The sequence below is a fragment of the Nonomuraea aridisoli genome (assembly GCF_003236395.1).
GTDB lineage: Bacteria > Actinomycetota > Actinomycetes > Streptosporangiales > Streptosporangiaceae > Nonomuraea > Nonomuraea aridisoli.
Genome location: NZ_POUD01000219.1, coordinates 1 through 16,240, shown reverse-complemented (window position 1 = coordinate 16,240; position 16,240 = coordinate 1). Strand labels below are relative to the sequence as shown.

Sequence of the window (16,240 nt, the reverse complement as noted above, 5' to 3'; positions counted from 1 at the left end):
GGACCGGGGGCGGGCTCGCCGACCGGTGGGGGCGTACGAGGTCGATGCAGGTCGCGGCGCTGCTGTTCGCGGTCAGCTCGATCGGGCAGATGTTGCCGTTCGCGATCTGGGATCTGGCGTTCTGGCGGGTGGTGGCGGGGTTCGCGATCGGCATGGCGTCCGTGCTCGGGCCGGCGTACATCGCCGAGGTGGCCCCGCCCGGCTATCGGGGGCGGCTGGGGTCGTTCCAGCAGCTCAACATCGTGCTCGGGATCGCGGTGTCGCAGCTGGTCAACTATGTGATCGCGCAGCTGGCCGGCGGCGACGTCAACAACTACCTGGGGCCGCTGCAGGCGTGGCAGTGGATGCTGGGGGCCTGCGTGGTGCCCGCCGCCTTCTACCTGCTGTTCGCCCTGACCATCCCCGAGTCGCCGCGCTACCTGATCATGTCGGGACGGACGAAGCGGGCCCGGGCGGTGCTGGCCGAGGTCGAGCCCGACGACGTGGACCTCGACGACCGCATCGCGGAGATCCAGCGCGTGCTGCGCACCGAGCGCGTGCCGGGGCTGCGCGACCTGCGCGGCCCGGCGCTGGGGCTGCTGCCGATCGTGTGGATCGGCATCATCCTCTCGGTCTTCCAGCAGTTCGTGGGCATCAACGTGATCTTCTACTACTCGTCGGTGTTGTGGCAGTCGGTGGGCATCAACCAGGCCGACTCCCTGCTGATCAGCTTCTCCAGCTCGATCATCAACATCATCGGCACGTTCATCGCGATCTCGCTGGTCGACAAGATCGGCCGGCGGCCGCTGCTCATGATCGGCTCGGCCGGGATGGCGATCTCGCTGGCCACGGCGGCGCTGGCGTTCAGCGCCTCCCGGGTGGTGGACGGCGCCGTCTCCCTGCCCAACCCACAGGGCGCGATCGCGCTCGTCGCGGCCAACCTGTTCGTGCTGTTCTTCGCTCTGTCGTGGGGCGTGGTGGTCTGGGTGCTGCTGGGCGAGATGTTCCCCAACCGCATCCGCGCCGCCGCCCTGGGCGTGGCCGCGGCGGCCCAGTGGATCGCCAACTGGCTGATCACGGTGTCGTTCCCGGCGCTGGCGGAGCGGAACCTGCCGCTCACGTACGCCGGATACGCGCTGTTCGCCGTGCTGTCGTTCCTCTTCGTGGCCAAGCGGGTCAGAGAGACCAAGGGCCGCAAGCTGGAGGAGATGGGCTAGTCTCCGGCACGTGCTCGACGACGTCCTCGGTCCCTCACTCGACGTGCTGTTCTGCGGCATCAACCCCGGTCTCATGTCGGAGGCCACCGGTCACCACTTCGCCCGGCCGGGCAACCGCTTCTGGCCGGCGCTGCACGCGTCCGGCTTCACGCCGCGCCGCCTCGCGCCGGCCGAGCAGCATCTGCTCCCGTCGTACGGGCTCGGCATCACGAACATCGTCCCCCGCCCCAGCGCCAAGGCCTCGGAGCTGACGCGCGAGGAGCTGGCCGCGGGCGGGGCGGCCCTCGCCGTGAAGGTGGCCGGGCTGCGGCCTAAGGTGCTGGCCGTGCTCGGCGTGTCGGCCTACCGTACGGCCTTCGCCCGCCCCAAGGCCCGGATCGGGCCGCAGGACGAGCTCGTCGGCGGGACGCGGGTCTGGGTGCTGCCCAACCCGAGCGGGCTCAACGCCCACTGGACCCCGGCCGCCCTCGCCGCCGAGTTCCGCCGCCTGCGCGAGGCGCTCTCCTAGTCGGCCGCGAAGTCCTGCGTCCAGTAGATCTGGCCCTGCCCGTCCTTGGCCGCGCCCACCCCGATGTGGGTGTACGTGCAGTTCATGATGTTCTGCCGGTGGCCGTCGCTGTTCATCCACGCCTTGACCACCGCGGCCGCCGTCGGCTGCCCCATGGCGATGTTCTCCGCCCAGGCCGAGCCGCCGAAGCCGGTCGCGCGGATGCGGTCGACCATGTCGCGGCCGTCCTGGGAGTCGTGCTCGAAGTAGTCGTTCTCGGCCATGTCGGCGGAGTGCCCGTACGCGGCCTCGCGCAGGCGCGCGTCGTGCTTGAGCGGCCCGCAGCCGCCCTGCTCCCGCTCGACGTTGGTGAGCCGGACGACCTCGTTCTCCAGGGCGGAGCCGACGGAGGAGGCGGGCGCCTTCCGCCCGGGGCGCGCGGCCTGTTCCGGCTGCCGCGGAGCTGCCTGCGAGGGGATCAGGGTGGGGGTCGGCGTGGGGGTGACGCAGGTCAGCCGCACGGCCTTCGACTTGACGGTACGGCCCCGGTAGTCGGTGGCCGTCGCGTAGTACGTGCCCGGCTTGCAGGGCACCTTGAGCGCGATGCGGCCCTTCCTGGTGGCGCCGCTCTTGATCACCGGGTCGTCGCCGGGGACGGCGCGCTTGACCCGGATGCGCAGCAGCGCCGGATGCACGCAGCCGCGGCGTACGGCCGCCGACTGGATCCTGAGCGCGGCGATGTCCGGCCGGGTCACCTTCACCCGGCAGTCGTCCGATTCTGGCGTCGGCTTGGGAGTCGGCTCGGCGCTCGGTGTGGCCGCCGGCGCCGTCACCTCGGCCGCCGCTCCGGCCGCCTGACCGGCCTGTTCCCCGCCATTGGCGGGGGCGCAGGCGGCCAGACCGGCGACGGCTGCGAGGACCCCGAGAGGTTTACGCATTGGGGGTTGCCTCCAGTTGCGGTAGACGCTGGTGGTCCCGCATTCTGTCGGCCCCGTTACCAATTTGTCACGAAAATTCGGACACTTCTCCTGTGATTAATGTCAACCAAGTGACCTCAAGAGGCGTCTGAAGAATCTTTCACCACGCCCGGACGAGGCCGCACGACGCCCTGAAGGCGGGGGGTCATGGGGGAAGGCGCCGGCATCGAGTCGGCGCAGGCCGGCCGCCGCGGCTCAGGCCGCCGTAGAGGGCCGATCACAGCGACGATCACAGCGACGATTACAGCGACGGTCACCGGGCCGATCACAGGGCCGGTACAGGGCCGCGCGCAGCGGAAGAGGCACGCGGCCCCGCCGGCTACCGGTGAACGTCGGCGTACTGCTGCCCCAGCCTCTCGCGCTGAGGCCCCACGCCCTCCTCCTCGGGAGCCTCGTGGGTCTCCTCCATCCGGAGCGCCAGACCCAGCGCGAAGAACGTGGGCGCCCACTCGCCGACGAAGATCCCCCATCGGTCCGCGCGGGCGGTGTTCTCGGTGAACCATGACGCCGCCCACGAGGCGACGGTCAGGCCGATGGACGCGATCCCGGCCGCGTACGCGTGCTCGGACCGTATCCCCATCTTGTGCAGTGTCCGGATCATTGTGCCCCCTTGTGGTCGATCCGTCCGCGCCCCGATACCCGAGCGACTCTTCCGGTAACGAGCCGTTCCGGCATCTTGAACCGCACCTGTCCGAGAGGAGGCACGAAGGGGGGTCAGTGGTGGTGGCCGTGCCGGCCCAGGGTCTCCACGGGGGTGGCACCGGGGCGGGTCCACTGCGGCACGGGGCGGCTGGTCGGGCCCCAGGTGGCGTTCCCGTCCGCGTCCGAGCGCCAGTACCAGGGCTGGGTGCATCCCATGAACGCGACGTAGGAGGCCACCTCGTCCCACCGGCCCGTGGTCAGGACGGCGAACGAGACGCCGCGGGCGTTGAGGTAGACGGCGTCCTTCAGGTGCCAGGCCGTGGTGGTGCAGCCCTCGCACTGCCCTTGGTGCGGCGCGCCGTCGTACCACATGTGCTTGTAGACCACGAGCTCGTCGCGGCCCTGGAACAGGTCGAGAAACGGGACGGGGCCGCCGGGCCCGACGACCTCGGCGCCCCGGCCGAGCCCGCGCGGTCGTCGGGCCCATGACTCACTTCCGGACGAGCAGCGCCACGCTCTCCACGTGATGGGTCATCGGGAAGGCGTCGAAGGCCCGCAGCTCGGCCAGCTCGTAGCCGCCTTCGGCCAGCCAGGCGACGTCGCGGGCGAACGTCGCGGGGTCGCAGGAGACGTACACGATCCGCCGGGCCTCCAGCGCCGCGACACGCCCGACCACCTCGCGCCCCAGCCCGGCCCGCGGCGGGTCCACCACCACGAGGTCGGCCCGCTCGATCTGGAAGCGGTCGAGGCCCTCCTCCACCCGGCCCCGCTCCACCCGGGCCTGCGGCAGGTCACGCAGGTTGGCCCGCGCGTCGCGGACCGCCGAAGCCTCCGACTCCAGCCCGAACACCGCGCCCTCGGGCCCCACGGCCTCCGCAAGACCGGCCGCGAACAACCCCACCCCGCAGTAGAGGTCGAGCGCCCACTCCCCCGGCTCGGGGGCGGCGTACGTCAGCACCGCGTCGAGCAGCGTCGCGGCGGCCCCCGGGTGCACCTGCCAGAACCCGCTGCCGGCGACCCGGAACTCCCGGTCGCCGACCTGCTCGTGCAGCAGCCCGGAGCCGCGGCGCGCGACCGTGCGGCCCTTGCCCTGGTCGAGCAGGATCGACGCGGACGCCTCCAGGTCGGGCACCGTCACGGAACGCCGGGGCCGCGGCGCGACGACCACGGCCCGCTCCCCCTCGGAGGAGGCGATGACCTCGACGGCCTGCGCCCCCGGCCACCGGTGGCCCTCCGCGCCGACCGCCTCCACCTCGGGATGGGCGATCAGGCAGGCGTCGACGACCTCGATCTCGTGGGAACGGTGGCGCCGGAAGCCCAGCTCACCACCCGGCAGGGCGGCGAACTGCACGCGCGTGCGCCAGCCGAGCCCGTCCTTGGCCCCCGGCACCTCCTCGACGACGACCTCGCGTTCGATGCCGGCGAGCCGGCGCAACTGCTCGGCCACGACCTGCGCCTTCAGCCGGCGCTGCGCCTCGGGGGTGGCGTGCTGCCAGTCGCAGCCACCGCAGCGGCCCGGCCCGGCGTACGGGCAGGGCGGCACCACGCGGTCGGGCGACGGCTCCAGGATCTCGACCGCGTCGGCCCGCAGGAACCTGCTGGTCTCCTCGGTGACGTGGGCGATCACCCGCTCGCCCGGCAGGGCGTGCCGGACGAACACCACCCGCCCCTCGTGGCGTGCCACGCACCAGCCGCCGTGGGCGACCGGACCTACCGTCAGCTCGAGCGATCCCTCATTCACACCGCCACCCTAATGCCCTGACCTCCATGGCCCCCTTTTTCACCTGATCCCCTACTGTAAGTCAGCGTGGACGGCGCGAAGGTGGTGCGACGGCGGCTCGGCTTCGGCGGCACGCTGCTGGCCACCCTGTTCGCCTGCGCCTCGCTGACGCCGTCGCTGCTGCCCCGCACCTGGCTCTACCAGGGGGTGATGGGCGCGGTCACGGCCCTGCTCGGCTACGCCGTGGGTGCCTCGATCGGCGCCGTGGCCCGGCTGATCATCTCCTATCGGCCGTCCGAGCGCGGGCGCCGCACGGCCTGGCAGATCATGCTGGCCGGCTGCGCCGCGCTCGCGGTGGTGACGCTTGCCTACAGCTACGACTGGCAGCGTGACCTGCGGGCGCTGATGGAGATGGACACCCGGATCACGTGGTTCCCGCCGGTGATCTTCGCCGTGACCGTCGTCCTGTTCTGCGCCGGCCTCACCCTGGCCCGGCTCGTACGCCTGGGCGGCCGCAAGCTGATCACCTGGCTCGACCGCTTCGTCCCCGCGTACGTCGGCCACGCCATCGGGGTGATCGTCATGGCCCTGCTCGTCGCGGTGTTCGCCAACGACGTGCTGTTCAGCGCGTTCGTGGCCCGGGTGAGCGACATCTCCTCGGTCGCCAACCAGGGCACCTACCCGGGCGTGACCAGGCCCGGCTCGGCGTACGTGTCGGGCGGCACCCGGTCGCTGGTGAGCTGGCAGTCGCTGGGCCGCGAGGGCCGCCGCTTCACCGGCACCGCCGTCACCCCCGCCCGTCTGACCGCCTTCTCCGGGCGGCGCGCCGCCCAGCCCATCAGGGTGTACGTCGGCCTGCAGGGCACCTCCTCACCGCAGGCGCAGGCGGCCCTCGCCGTGCGCGAGCTGGAGCGCACCGGCGCGTTCCAGCGGCCGGTGCTGGCCGTGCTCGGCACCACCGGCACCGGCTGGGTCGATCCGGCCATCGCCGACACGCTGGAGTACATGTACAACGGCCGCACGGCCATGGTGGCGTTGCAGTACTCCTACCTGCCGAGCTGGGTGTCGTTCCTGGTCGACCGGAACAAGGCGGCGGCCACCGGCGAGGCGCTGTTCGAGGCCGTGTACGAGCGCTGGTCCCGCTTGCCGGCCACCGAGCGGCCGCGGCTGCTGCTGTCGGGCGAGAGCCTGGGGTCGTTCGAGTTGGAGGAGTCGTTCCGCGACCTGACCGACCTGGTCTCCCGGGCCGACGGGGCGATGTTCGTCGGCCCGCCCAACGCCAACCGCATCTGGCAGCAGCTCACCTACGGGCGTGAGCGCGGCAGCCCCGTGTGGCGGCCGGTCTACCGCTCCGGACTGACCGCCAGGTTCGCCCAGAACCCCGGCGACCTGGCCGAGCCGCCCGGCCCGTGGCCGCATCCGCGCGTCGTCTACCTGCAGAACGCCTCAGACCCGGTCGTGTGGTGGTCGCCGCGGCTCATCTACGACCGGCCGGCCTGGCTGGAGGGCGTGCGGGGGCCGGGCGTCAACCCGGAGATGAACTGGTTCCCGCTGGTGACGTTCTGGCAGGTGCTGGTCGACATGACGGCCGCGCTCGACGTGCCGGCGGGTCACGGGCACCGCTACGGCGCCAACATCGTGGACGGCTGGGCCGCTGTGGCCGCGCCGCCCGGCTGGACCGCGGGCGACACCGAGCGGCTGCGCGCCCTGATCAGCTCGTCCTGATGTTGCCCTCCTCGTCCTTGACCGTCTGGTGCCACGGACGCCGGACGGACCCGGGGGCGAACGGCTCCGGCCTGCCCTTCAGCCGGTCGGAGGAGTGCAGCTGCCAGGGCACGCTGGTCACCATGACGCCCGGCTTGAACAGCAGCCGCGCCTTCAGCCGCAGCGCGCTCTGGTTGTGCAGCAGGTGCTCCCACCAGTGGCCGACCACGTACTCGGGGATGAATACGGTCACCACGTCGCGCGGCGAGCGCCTGCGCAGGGTCTTGACGTAGTCGAGCACGGGCTGCGTGATCTCGCGGTAGGGGGAGCTGAGCATCTTCAGCGGCACCGGGATGCCGCGCCGTTCCCACTCCGAGCGCAGCCGGTCCGCCTCCTCGCCCTCGACCCCGACGGTCACGGCCTCCAGCGTGGAGGGGCGGGTGGCGCGGGCGTAGGCGATGGCGCGCATGGTCGGCTTGTGCAGCTTCGAGACCAGCACGATCGCGTGGTTGCGGGCGGGCAGCATGGTCGGGTCGAGCTCCTCGGTCAGCTCCAGTTCGGCCGCGACGTTGTCGTAGTGGCGCCTGATGCCCTTCATCATGAGGAACAGCACCGGCATCGCGATCACCACGATCCATGCCCCGACCAGGAACTTCGTCAGCAGCACGACGATCAGCACCATCCCCGTCATGACCGCGCCGAAGGCGTTGATCACGCGCGAGCGGTGCATCTGGTGCCGCAACCTCAGGTCGGTCTCGGTCTTCAGGTGGCGGGTCCAGTGGATGACCATGCCGGTCTGGCTGAGCGTGAACGAGACGAAGACGCCGACGATGTACAGGTTGAGCAGGCGGCTGACGTCGGCCTGGAAGCCCCACAGCAGCAGGCAGGCGCCGAGCGCCAGGATGATGATGCCGTTGGAGAAGGCCAGCCGGTCGCCGCGGGTGTGCAGCTGACGCGGCAGGAAACGGTCCTGCGCCAGGATCGAGCCGAGCACGGGGAAGCCGTTGAACGCGGTGTTCGCCGCGAGGAAGAGGATCAGCGCCGTCACGGCCGAGATCACCACGAACGGCAGCGACCCGCCGCCGAAGACCGCGTCGGCCACCTGCGAGATGATCGGCTGCTGGTAGTAGTCCGGCCCGACCGGCGTGCCGTCGGGCCGCAGCAGGTCCTCGGCCACCACCGAGGGCTCGGCGACCTTGACGCCCGACGCCAGGCCCAGCGCGATGATGCCGCCGAACATCGTGATCGCGACCAGGCCCATCAGCAGCAGCGTCGTGGCGGCGTTCTTGCTCTTGGGCTTGCGGAAGGCGGGCACGCCGTTGCTGATGGCCTCGACGCCGGTCAGCGCGGCGCACCCGGTGGAGAAGGCGCGCAGGATCAGGAACGCCGCGGCGAAGGCGGTGAGATCGGTCTGCTCCGGCTCGATGGTGAACTGCGCGCTCGGCGCCTGGAGATCCTCCCCGAGCACCAGGAGCCGGAACCCGCCCCAGCAGATCAGCCCGATGACGGAGATCATGAACGCGTACGTGGGAATGGCGAAGGCGGCGCCGGACTCGCGGATGCCGCGCAGGTTGACCACGGTGAGCAGGATGACGATGGCGATGGCGACGGCGGGCTTGTGCTGGCCCACGAACGGGATGGTGGCGCCGACGTAGTCGACGCCGTTGGCGACGGACACCGCGACGGTGAGCACGTAGTCGACGAGCAGGGCGCTGGCCACGGTGAGCCCGGCGTTCTTGCCGAGGTTGGTGCTGGCGACCTCGTAGTCGCCGCCGCCGCTGGGGTAGGCGTGCACGTTCTGCCGGTACGACGCGACGACCGTGAGCATCACGACCACGACGGCGAGCGCGATCCAGGGGCTGTAGGTGTAGAAGGAGACGCCGGCCAGCGAAAGGATGACGAGGATCTCCTGCGGAGCGTACGCCACCGAGGAGAGCGCGTCGCTCGCGAAAACCGGCAGTGCGATCCGTTTGGGCAGGAGTTGCTCGTGGAGCTGCCCACTTCGCAGGGCCCGCCCCACGAGCAAGCGTTTGACAAGATCCGTTACCTTCGCCACGTAACGAGATGCTAGCCCCAGACTGACACGCCAAACGAGGCGCTCCCCCACGGGGCCATACTGGTGTCCAGCAACCGGCCGACCGCGACGTTGCGGGGGGAAATGCATATTGTGATCATGGGATGTGGCCGCGTGGGGTCGACCCTCGCGCACATCCTCGAAGACAGCGGCCATTCCGTCGCCATCATCGACCGCGACCCTCAGGCGTTCCGCCGGCTGCGGGCCGGATTCCGCGGGCGACGGGTGACCGGCGTCGGCTTCGATCGCGACGTGCTGACCGAGGCCGGGGTCGAGTCCGCCGGCGCCTTCATCGCGGTCTCCAGCGGTGACAACTCCAACATCATCTCCGCCCGCGTGGCCCGCGAGACGTTCGGCGTCGACAACGTGGTGGCCCGCATCTACGACCCCCGCAGGGCCGAGGTCTACCAGCGGCTGGGCATTCCCACGGTGGCGACCGTGCGCTGGACGGCCGACCAGATCATGCGCCGCGTCCTGCCCGAGGGCGCCGAGCCGCTCTGGCGTGACCCGACCGGCACCGTCGTGCTGGCCGAGGTCACCGTCAATACCAGGTGGATCGGCACCCGCGTCGTCGACCTGGAAGCGCGCACCAGGGCGCGCGCCGCCTTCGTCAACCGCATGGGCGAGGCCCTGACCGTCAGCGACGACACCGTGGTGCAGGAAGGCGACATCCTGCACGTCATCGCCGCCGAGAACGACATGGACCGGATCAACAAGGTGCTCGCCGCCGCACCGGAAGAGGACGAGTGATGCGCGTCGCCATCGCCGGAGCGGGCGCCGTGGGGCGCTCCATCGCCCAGGAGCTCCTGGAGAACGGCCACGAGGTCCTGCTGATCGACGTCGACCCCCGGGCCATCAAGATCGACAGTGTGCCGCGCGCCGAGTGGCTGCTGGCCGACGCCTGCGAGATCGCCTCCCTCGACGAGGCCGGGCTCAGCAACTGCCACGTGGTGGTCGCCTCATCCGGCGACGACAAGGTCAACCTGGTGGTCTCGCTGCTGGCCAAGACCGAGTACGGCGTGCCGCGCGTGGTGGCCCGCATCAACCACCCCAACAACGAGTGGCTGTTCAACGAGTCGTGGGGCGTCGACGTGGCCGTCTCGACGCCGCGCCTGCTGAGCGCCCTGGTGGAGGAGGCGGTGAGCGTCGGCGACCTGGTCCGGCTGATGACGTTCCGCCAGGGCCAGGCCAACCTCGTCGAGCTGACGCTGGCCGAGGACGCCCCGGTGGTCGGGCAGCGTGCCGGCTCGGTGCCGTGGCCGGAGGACTCCGCGCTGGTGGCCATCCTGCGCGAGGGCCGCGTCCTGGTGCCCACGGCGGACGACCCCCTGGAGGCCGGCGACGAGCTCCTGTTCGTCGCCAACCAGGAGGTCGAGGAGGAACTCGCCCACCTCCTCTCCCAACACTGACCACCACATGCAGCGCCGACAGCCGGTCGCGGCCGACGGTCCCTCGCCGCATTGAGAGCAGGACCGGGGTCCCGGCCCGTCCTCCAGGGCCGGTTGCGGCGGCCGTCAGCCGCCGCAGCGGGCCTTGCCCGACCAGAGCAGCATCGGGGCGGGCAGCTTCATCAGGGTCGCCAGATGCCCCTCACAGGCGCCGCTCCGCGGAGTGAGGCGGTCGTCGCCGATCGCGGGCGCGGCGGCGAGCAGCAGGGCGGTGGCCGTCATGGTGACGGCGGCGATGAGGCATCGGTACATGACGGTCCCCAGAGTGTGCGGTGATTCGCCAGGCTTGTACCCACGTGCGGGCCGCGACTCGTCAAGCGTTACGTCCGGACCTCTTTACCCGCCTCTTGTACTCGCCCTCTCACGGTCGCCGCCCGGGTCCGCCGCAGCCAGACGAGCAGCGCCACCAGCCCGTACGGCAGCGCGTACGCGGCCAGTTCCACCGCTTGCAGCAGTTCCCCGGCGACGACGGGCGGCCGCACGGCCCGCCCGGCGTAGACCGCCACCCGGAACATCATGGCGGTGAAGAACAGGAGAGGCCCTATGAGCGCCGCGACGTCGGCGGCGTCCCGCCAGTGCCGCCGGGACCCCTGATCGACGGCGCGCCGCAGGCGGATCGCCAGACCACCGCGCACCACGTCGTACGCGTCGCAGCAGGCCGGCCACCGCCGTCCGGGCTCCGCGCCCGCCATCAGCACCGCGATCATCTCCTCCGCGAGCCGCTCCCGATGCTCCTTCGGGTACGCCGCCAGCAACCTGCGGTAGCACCGTTCCAACTCGACCCTCATGCGAGGCCCCCACAGACGCCCCCGCTGAGGGCCGCGGTGTGGGCCGCGGTGAGGGCCGCGGTGAGGGCCGCGGTGAGGGCCGCGGTGAGGGCGGGACGCGGGCGCCGGGCCCGCAGCCGCGACGCGGCGGTCTCGGCGTTGCGCCGCAGCCGCTCGGCCTCCTCCGCCAGCCGGGACTCCCCCTCGGAGGTCAGCCGGTAGTAGCGCCGCGCCCGGCCGTCCACGACCTCCTCGTGGTCGGCCTCGACCAGTCCCTCCCGCTCCAGCCGGTCGAGCGCCGCGTACAGGGTGCCGGCACGCAGCCGTACGCGCTCGCCCGAGATGCGCAGGACGTCGGTGATGATGCCGTAGCCGTGCTACGGCCCGGCCGCCAGGGCCGTCAGGATCAGGAACGTCGGCTCCTGCATCGATCGCACAGTCATGCGAACGATATATCTGTCTATCGAGCAACTCACATGATTGCCCGGCTTTCTCCGGGTAGTGAGGGGGCGTGCGTTACAACGTGCTCGCCTGTGACTACGACGGCACCCTGGCCCGCCACGGCCAGGTCGACGAGGAGACGATCGAGGCGCTCGAGCGGCTGTCGCGTGCCGGGGTGAAGCTGCTGCTCGTCACCGGCCGCGAGCTCGACGACCTGCTGTCCGTCTTCCCGCACCCGGCCCTGTTCGACCTCGTGGTGGCCGAGAACGGCGGCCTGCTGTACGACCCGCGCCAGCGCACCTGTGACGTCCTGGCCGCTCCCCCGCCGGCCGAGCTGGCCGACCGGCTGCGCGCCGAAGGGGTCGAGCCGCTGGGCGTGGGGCAGGTCCTCGTCGCCACGCGGGAGCCGTACGACGTGCAGGTCCTCGCGGCCATCCGTGACCTGGGCCTGGAGCTGCAGGTGATCTACAACAAGGGCGCGGTCATGGTGCTGCCGCCGGGCGTCAACAAGGCGAGCGGGCTGGCCGCCGCCCTCGACCGGCTGTCGTTGTCGCCGCACAGCGTGGTGGCGGTCGGCGACGGGGAGAACGACCACGCGTTCCTGACGGCCGCCGAGCTCGGGGCCGCGGTCGCCAACGCGCTGCCCGCGCTCAAGGACGCCTGCGACCTGTGCCTGGCGCGGGAGGCGGGGAGCGGGGTGGCGGAGCTGGCCGGGATGCTGCTGGGCGGCGAGCTCGACGCGGTGGAGGTGCCGCGCCACGGCGTCCTGCTCGGCCACGCCGACGGTCAGGACGTACGCCTGCCCCCGTACGGCGCCGGGCTGCTGGTGGCGGGCCCCTCGGGCAGCGGCAAGTCCACCGTCACGACCGCCCTGCTCGAACGCCTCGTCGGCGACGGCTACCAGTGTGTGATCGTGGACCCGGAGGGCGACTACGCCGAGTATCCCGGGGTCACGGTGCTCGGCGACCCCGACCGGGTGCCCGGCGTGGACGAGGTGCTGCGCGTGCTGGAGCAGCCGGGTCACAGCGTCGTGGTGAACCTGATCGGCCAGCAGTTGCGCGACCGCCCCGAGTACTTCGCCGAGCTGCTGCCCCGGCTGACCGGTCTGCGCGCCACGCTCGGGCACCCGCACTGGCTGATCATCGACGAGGCCCACCACCTCATGCCCGCCGAGGTACGGCAGGTTCCGGTGCACGAGGCGGGCGACGTCGGCTCACTCCTGATGATCACCGTGCATCCGGAGGCGATGAGCCCGTCCGCGCTGCGCCTGGTGAACAGCACGATCGCGGTGGGCAAGGAGCCGGAGGCCACGCTCGCCGCCTTCGCCGGCGCCCTCGGACAGGAACCGCCCGAGCTGCTGACCTCGCAGGACGGCGACATCGCGCTCTGGCACACCGACGACGACACCGCGCGGCAGCTGTGCCTCGCCCCAGCCCGGGTCCAGCGCACCCGGCACCGCCGCAAGTACGCGGCCGGCACCATGGCCAAGGACAAGAGCTTCTACTTCACCGGCCCGGAGGAACGACTGCGCCTGCGCGCCCGCAACCTGCACACGTTCGTCGAACTGGCCGAGGGCGTGGACGACGACACCTGGCTGCACCACCTGCGGCAAGGCGACTACTCCGGCTGGATCCGCGACAAGCTCGGCGACGCCGAGCTGGCGGGCGAGGTGGAGGCCGTGGAGCGTGAGGACGGGCTCTCGCCGGAGGAGAGCAGACGCCGCCTGGCGGACCTCATCGGCGAACGTTACACACTCCCGGCCGAACCCACCGACCACGACCCCGACCACAAGGACCGCTGACCGCCCCCTGCAACCGGACCGACCGGAGGCTTCGGGGGTCCCCGACCGGATGCTACGCCGGGGGTCCCTGACCCGAGTCGGGCCCGGGTCGATCCGAGTCAGGCCCAGGTCGACCCGAGTGGGGCCCGAGCGATCGAGGTCAGGCCGGGGCGACCGGGGGCTTGATCGGGGTGCGGCCGCGGCCGAGCACCCAGAGCATGGCCGCCAGCGCCGCCACCTGCAGCGGCCAGCCCATGACGATCTTGGCGAACCCGAGCGCCGCCACCGCCTCGTCGCCGCCGCCGAACAGGTAGACCGGCCCCTGCACGGCCACCCGGACCGCGCAGGGCAGCATCAACAGCCACGTCAGCCGCGTGCACAGCCTCACCACGCCGGGATCCTTGTGCCACGCCGTCGGGTCACCGGTGACAGAGCCGATCAGGAAACCCACCACCGGCCACCGGGTGACGATCGACAGCAGCATCGCCACCATGTAGCCGGCGTTGTAGAGAATGCCAGGCAGGAAGTAGTCTTTCGCGTCGCCCGTGCGGCTGGCGAAGAACGCGCCGATCGCGATGCCGATCAGGCTGTTGATCACGAACTGCGGCGTCGACCGCTGCAGCACCCGCACCAGCAGCAGCACCACCGACAGCGAGACGCTGATGATGAGCGACGTCTTCAGGTCTTCGGTGACGATCCATGAAAGCGTGAACGCGATCGTCGGAACCGCCGCCTCGATGATGCCGCGCACGCCGCCGAAGGCCTTGGCGAGCTGCGCTCGCACCGCCGCCTCGACGGTGTCATGGGCAACCTCTTCCGCCTCAGCACTCACCTGATCAACTCCCGGGTCGCAGCTCGTAACGCGGATTGAACATCACCTTGCGGCCGTCCTGCTCGCTCACCAGGCCCTCGGCCTTGACCGTACGGCCGGGCTCGATGCCCGCGATCTTGCGGCGGCCGAGCCAGACCAGATCGATCACATCGGATCCGTCATAGAGCTCGGCCTCGAGGGCGGGGGCACCGCCCCTCGGACGCAAGGTCACCGTACGTAGCGTACCGGCCACGCAGAAGCGCCGGCGTCCGCCGCACGACACGATCGGGGTCGCTCCGACCTCATCGGCGTCCTCACGCAGTTCCTGGGCCTCGATCTCGGACTGAGGGGATGCCAGCCGACTGAAGAACCCACGCCATCCCCCGCGTTTCGGGGGCTCTGCCGTACTCATGATGAATCAGCCTATGTGAATGTCAGCCGTCAGCGAATCTCGCTGATTTCCGGCCCTCGTTTGAACGGATTGAGGCCCTGCCGGTCTTCCGGCTGGGCAGCCGGCTGGTCGGTGGGACGGCTCAGCGGGATGGGCTCCTCACGCGCCATCGGCTCGTCGCCGCGCACGACCACGACGTCCTTGATGAAGTCGACGAACGCCGCGGCCACGCTCTCGTCGACCGCCGCCTTGCCGGAGATCACCGCGAGCAGGAACCACCGGGGGCCGTCGATGCCGAGATAGCGCGCCGGGCGGCTGTCGCCCTCGACCCTCATCTCGCCCGCCAGCTCGCTGCCGAACGGGCCCTCCCGCTCCTCCAGGTGCTTCGCCTGGGCCAGGATCTTGGTCTTGACCTCGTCCCACAGCCCCGAGCTGCGCGGCGCGGCGAGGGCCTGCAGTTGCAGCGAGCTCTCGTCGTACAGGACGACCACGCCGACGTGCTGGTCGCCGACCGAGGCCAGGCGTACGTCGAAGTCGGGGTTGTGCGGCAGCCGCAGGCCGCCCAGGTCGATCCTGTCGGTGTCGGGGTGGGGCTCGTCGGCGTCCCACGGGCCGGACTCGCGCATGGGACCGGCCTGCTCCTGCTCGGCCACCTGGTCCGGCTCTTCACGACGACGACGGCGTCGGAACACGTTCCTCACTCTCCCTGGTCGTGGGCCCGCTGTGGGCCCTGTTGACTGGGCCGTCGACCGGCCCCTTGCTGCCCACCGGTCAGCGTCCGGTCGACCCGAACCCACCCGTGCCGCGTACGGACTCGGGCAAACGCTCGACCGGCGTGAAGAGCGCGCGCTCGACCCGTTGGACCACCAGCTGCGCCACCCGGTCGCCGCGCCGCAGCCGGAACGGCTCCTTGGCGTCGGTGTTGATCAGCGTCACCTTGATCTCGCCCCGGTAGCCGGCGTCGACCGTGCCGGGGGCGTTGACCAGCGTGACGCCGTGGCGCGCCGCCAGCCCGGAACGCGGGTGCACGAACGCGGCGTACCCCTCGGGCAGCGCGATCGCCACCCCGGTGCCGACGACCGCGCGCTCGCCGGGCAGCAGCTCGACGTCCTCGGCCGCGTGGAGGTCGGCCCCCGCGTCGCCGGGATGGGCGTACGCCGGCATCGGCAGCCCGGGGTCGAGCCGCTGGATCAGCACCTCTACGTCGCTCAAGGATTCACCTCGTAGTCGTGGTGTTCGGCGGCGATGGCGGCCACGTCGCCGTGCTCGGCGAAGTGCGCCATGTCCACCTCGATGAACAGCGCTGCCGCGCGGACGGCGACCGGCCCGTCGGGTGCGCCGATGCGCCCTTCAGCCTCAAGGTACGCCTTCCTGCCCACGATGCCGTTGCACCAGGCGCGCAGGTGGAGTGTCGTGCCGACGGGAACGGGGAGGAGGTAGTCGGTCTCCAGACGTCCCGTCACATAGGGCTTGCGGAAGAGGTAGACGGACATTCCGATGACCTCGTCCATCGCTGCGGCCAGCACGCCGCCGTGCGCCAGCCGGGGCGCGCCCTGATGCGCCTCCCCCACCGTGAACTCGGCCTCCACCGTGGCCCCGTCGGGTGTCCTGGCCGCGAGGTGCAGGCCGGTCGGATGCTCGGTGCCGCATCCGAAACATCGGCTGTAGTGAGACCCCAGGGTGGTCCCGGGCTCAGGCCCACCGGCCTCCGGCGAAGGAACGGCCGCGCCGGCCGGCGGGGTGGTCAGGGAGGAACGCGTCACGGGTGATGAGGTTACTCCGTGTTCCCCCTCCCCCACGCC

19 protein-coding genes are annotated in these 16,240 nt (G+C 71.4%); 6 read left to right on the top strand and 13 right to left on the bottom strand.

The features are described from left to right. Both C1J01_RS35710 and mug read left to right on the top strand, forming a co-directional pair. Positions 1-1,196, top strand: a 1,196-nt coding sequence (locus tag C1J01_RS35710) for a sugar porter family MFS transporter (RefSeq protein WP_111183388.1), incomplete at its 5' end; no start/stop codon positions are given. A gap of 10 nt (positions 1,197-1,206) precedes the next feature. Continuing rightward, positions 1,207-1,704, top strand: coding sequence for a G/U mismatch-specific DNA glycosylase (mug, locus tag C1J01_RS35705; RefSeq protein WP_111183387.1), 498 nt, complete (start codon positions 1,207-1,209; stop codon positions 1,702-1,704). On the opposite strand, the gene C1J01_RS35700 is transcribed toward mug, so the two are convergent. The 4 genes from C1J01_RS35700 to C1J01_RS35685 form a co-directional block, all read right to left on the bottom strand. Further along, positions 1,701-2,621, bottom strand: a complete 921-nt coding sequence (locus C1J01_RS35700) for a CAP domain-containing protein (protein ID WP_111183386.1) — start codon at positions 2,619-2,621, stop codon at positions 1,701-1,703. The genes mug and C1J01_RS35700 overlap by 4 nt on opposite strands. Before the next feature lie 358 nt (positions 2,622-2,979). Continuing rightward, positions 2,980-3,240 (bottom strand): hypothetical protein, encoded by a 261-nt coding sequence (locus C1J01_RS35695; RefSeq protein WP_235854885.1) that lies wholly within the window; start codon positions 3,238-3,240, stop codon positions 2,980-2,982. A gap of 134 nt (positions 3,241-3,374) precedes the next feature. Then, positions 3,375-3,830 (bottom strand): DUF899 family protein, encoded by a 456-nt coding sequence (locus tag C1J01_RS35690; protein ID WP_268958768.1) that lies wholly within the window; start codon positions 3,828-3,830, stop codon positions 3,375-3,377. Continuing rightward, positions 3,793-5,043, bottom strand: a complete 1,251-nt coding sequence (locus tag C1J01_RS35685) for a class I SAM-dependent RNA methyltransferase (protein WP_111183384.1) — start codon at positions 5,041-5,043, stop codon at positions 3,793-3,795. Before C1J01_RS35685 ends, C1J01_RS35690 begins: the two co-directional genes overlap by 38 nt. Before the next feature lie 66 nt (positions 5,044-5,109). Here C1J01_RS35685 and C1J01_RS35680 point away from each other — a divergent pair, with 66 nt between their 5' ends. Continuing rightward, positions 5,110-6,747, top strand: a complete 1,638-nt coding sequence (locus tag C1J01_RS35680) for an alpha/beta hydrolase (RefSeq protein ID WP_111183383.1) — start codon at positions 5,110-5,112, stop codon at positions 6,745-6,747. On the opposite strand, the gene C1J01_RS35675 is transcribed toward C1J01_RS35680, so the two are convergent. Continuing rightward, positions 6,734-8,782, bottom strand: coding sequence for an APC family permease (locus tag C1J01_RS35675; RefSeq protein ID WP_111183382.1), 2,049 nt, complete (start codon positions 8,780-8,782; stop codon positions 6,734-6,736). The genes C1J01_RS35680 and C1J01_RS35675 overlap by 14 nt on opposite strands. 102 nt (positions 8,783-8,884) lie before the next feature. Here C1J01_RS35675 and C1J01_RS35670 point away from each other — a divergent pair, with 102 nt between their 5' ends. After that, positions 8,885-9,550, top strand: a complete 666-nt coding sequence (locus C1J01_RS35670; protein ID WP_111183381.1) for a potassium channel family protein — start codon at positions 8,885-8,887, stop codon at positions 9,548-9,550. Then, positions 9,550-10,209, top strand: coding sequence for a potassium channel family protein (locus C1J01_RS35665; protein WP_111183380.1), 660 nt, complete (start codon positions 9,550-9,552; stop codon positions 10,207-10,209). The genes C1J01_RS35670 and C1J01_RS35665 overlap by 1 nt, the downstream gene beginning before the upstream one ends. Positions 10,210-10,314: 105 nt before the next feature. Here C1J01_RS35665 and C1J01_RS35660 read toward each other — a convergent pair whose 3' ends face one another. From C1J01_RS35660 to C1J01_RS35650, 3 genes are all read right to left on the bottom strand, one after another. Further along, positions 10,315-10,500, bottom strand: coding sequence for a hypothetical protein (locus tag C1J01_RS35660; protein WP_111183379.1), 186 nt, complete (start codon positions 10,498-10,500; stop codon positions 10,315-10,317). Positions 10,501-10,568: 68 nt separating this feature from the next. Further along, the gene (locus C1J01_RS35655) at positions 10,569-11,036 is read right to left on the bottom strand and encodes a hypothetical protein (RefSeq protein ID WP_146615841.1); all 468 of its coding nucleotides are present in this window, start codon (positions 11,034-11,036) and stop codon (positions 10,569-10,571) included. After that, the gene (locus C1J01_RS35650) at positions 11,033-11,380 is read right to left on the bottom strand and encodes a PadR family transcriptional regulator (RefSeq protein ID WP_328589707.1); all 348 of its coding nucleotides are present in this window, start codon (positions 11,378-11,380) and stop codon (positions 11,033-11,035) included. Before C1J01_RS35650 ends, C1J01_RS35655 begins: the two co-directional genes overlap by 4 nt. Positions 11,381-11,526: 146 nt before the next feature. Between C1J01_RS35650 and C1J01_RS35645 the strand changes: the two genes are divergently transcribed. Further along, complete coding sequence (locus C1J01_RS35645; protein ID WP_111183377.1) at positions 11,527-13,257, top strand: HAD-IIB family hydrolase; 1,731 nt, start codon at positions 11,527-11,529, stop codon at positions 13,255-13,257. 139 nt (positions 13,258-13,396) lie between these two features. On the opposite strand, the gene C1J01_RS35640 is transcribed toward C1J01_RS35645, so the two are convergent. The 5 genes from C1J01_RS35640 to C1J01_RS35620 all read right to left on the bottom strand — a co-directional run bounded on the left by C1J01_RS35640 (position 13,397) and on the right by C1J01_RS35620 (position 16,201). Then, positions 13,397-14,068 carry a DUF3159 domain-containing protein gene (locus tag C1J01_RS35640; RefSeq protein ID WP_235854884.1) on the bottom strand — a complete coding sequence of 224 codons (672 nt, stop codon included), beginning with the start codon at positions 14,066-14,068 and terminating at the stop codon, positions 13,397-13,399. Positions 14,069-14,072: 4 nt separating this feature from the next. Continuing rightward, positions 14,073-14,279: an OB-fold nucleic acid binding domain-containing protein gene (locus C1J01_RS54180; RefSeq protein WP_438943168.1), complete on the bottom strand. Its 207-nt coding sequence runs from the start codon at positions 14,277-14,279 to the stop codon at positions 14,073-14,075. 209 nt (positions 14,280-14,488) lie between these two features. Continuing rightward, positions 14,489-15,130, bottom strand: coding sequence for a DUF3710 domain-containing protein (locus C1J01_RS35630; protein WP_235854883.1), 642 nt, complete (start codon positions 15,128-15,130; stop codon positions 14,489-14,491). Between the two features lie 79 nt (positions 15,131-15,209). Continuing rightward, a complete protein-coding gene (dut, locus tag C1J01_RS35625; protein WP_111183373.1) occupies positions 15,210-15,650 on the bottom strand; it encodes a dUTP diphosphatase in 441 nt (146 codons plus the stop codon). Next, positions 15,647-16,201 carry a PaaI family thioesterase gene (locus C1J01_RS35620; RefSeq protein ID WP_111183372.1) on the bottom strand — a complete coding sequence of 185 codons (555 nt, stop codon included), beginning with the start codon at positions 16,199-16,201 and terminating at the stop codon, positions 15,647-15,649. The genes dut and C1J01_RS35620 overlap by 4 nt, the downstream gene beginning before the upstream one ends. Positions 16,202-16,240 lie beyond the last annotated feature (39 nt).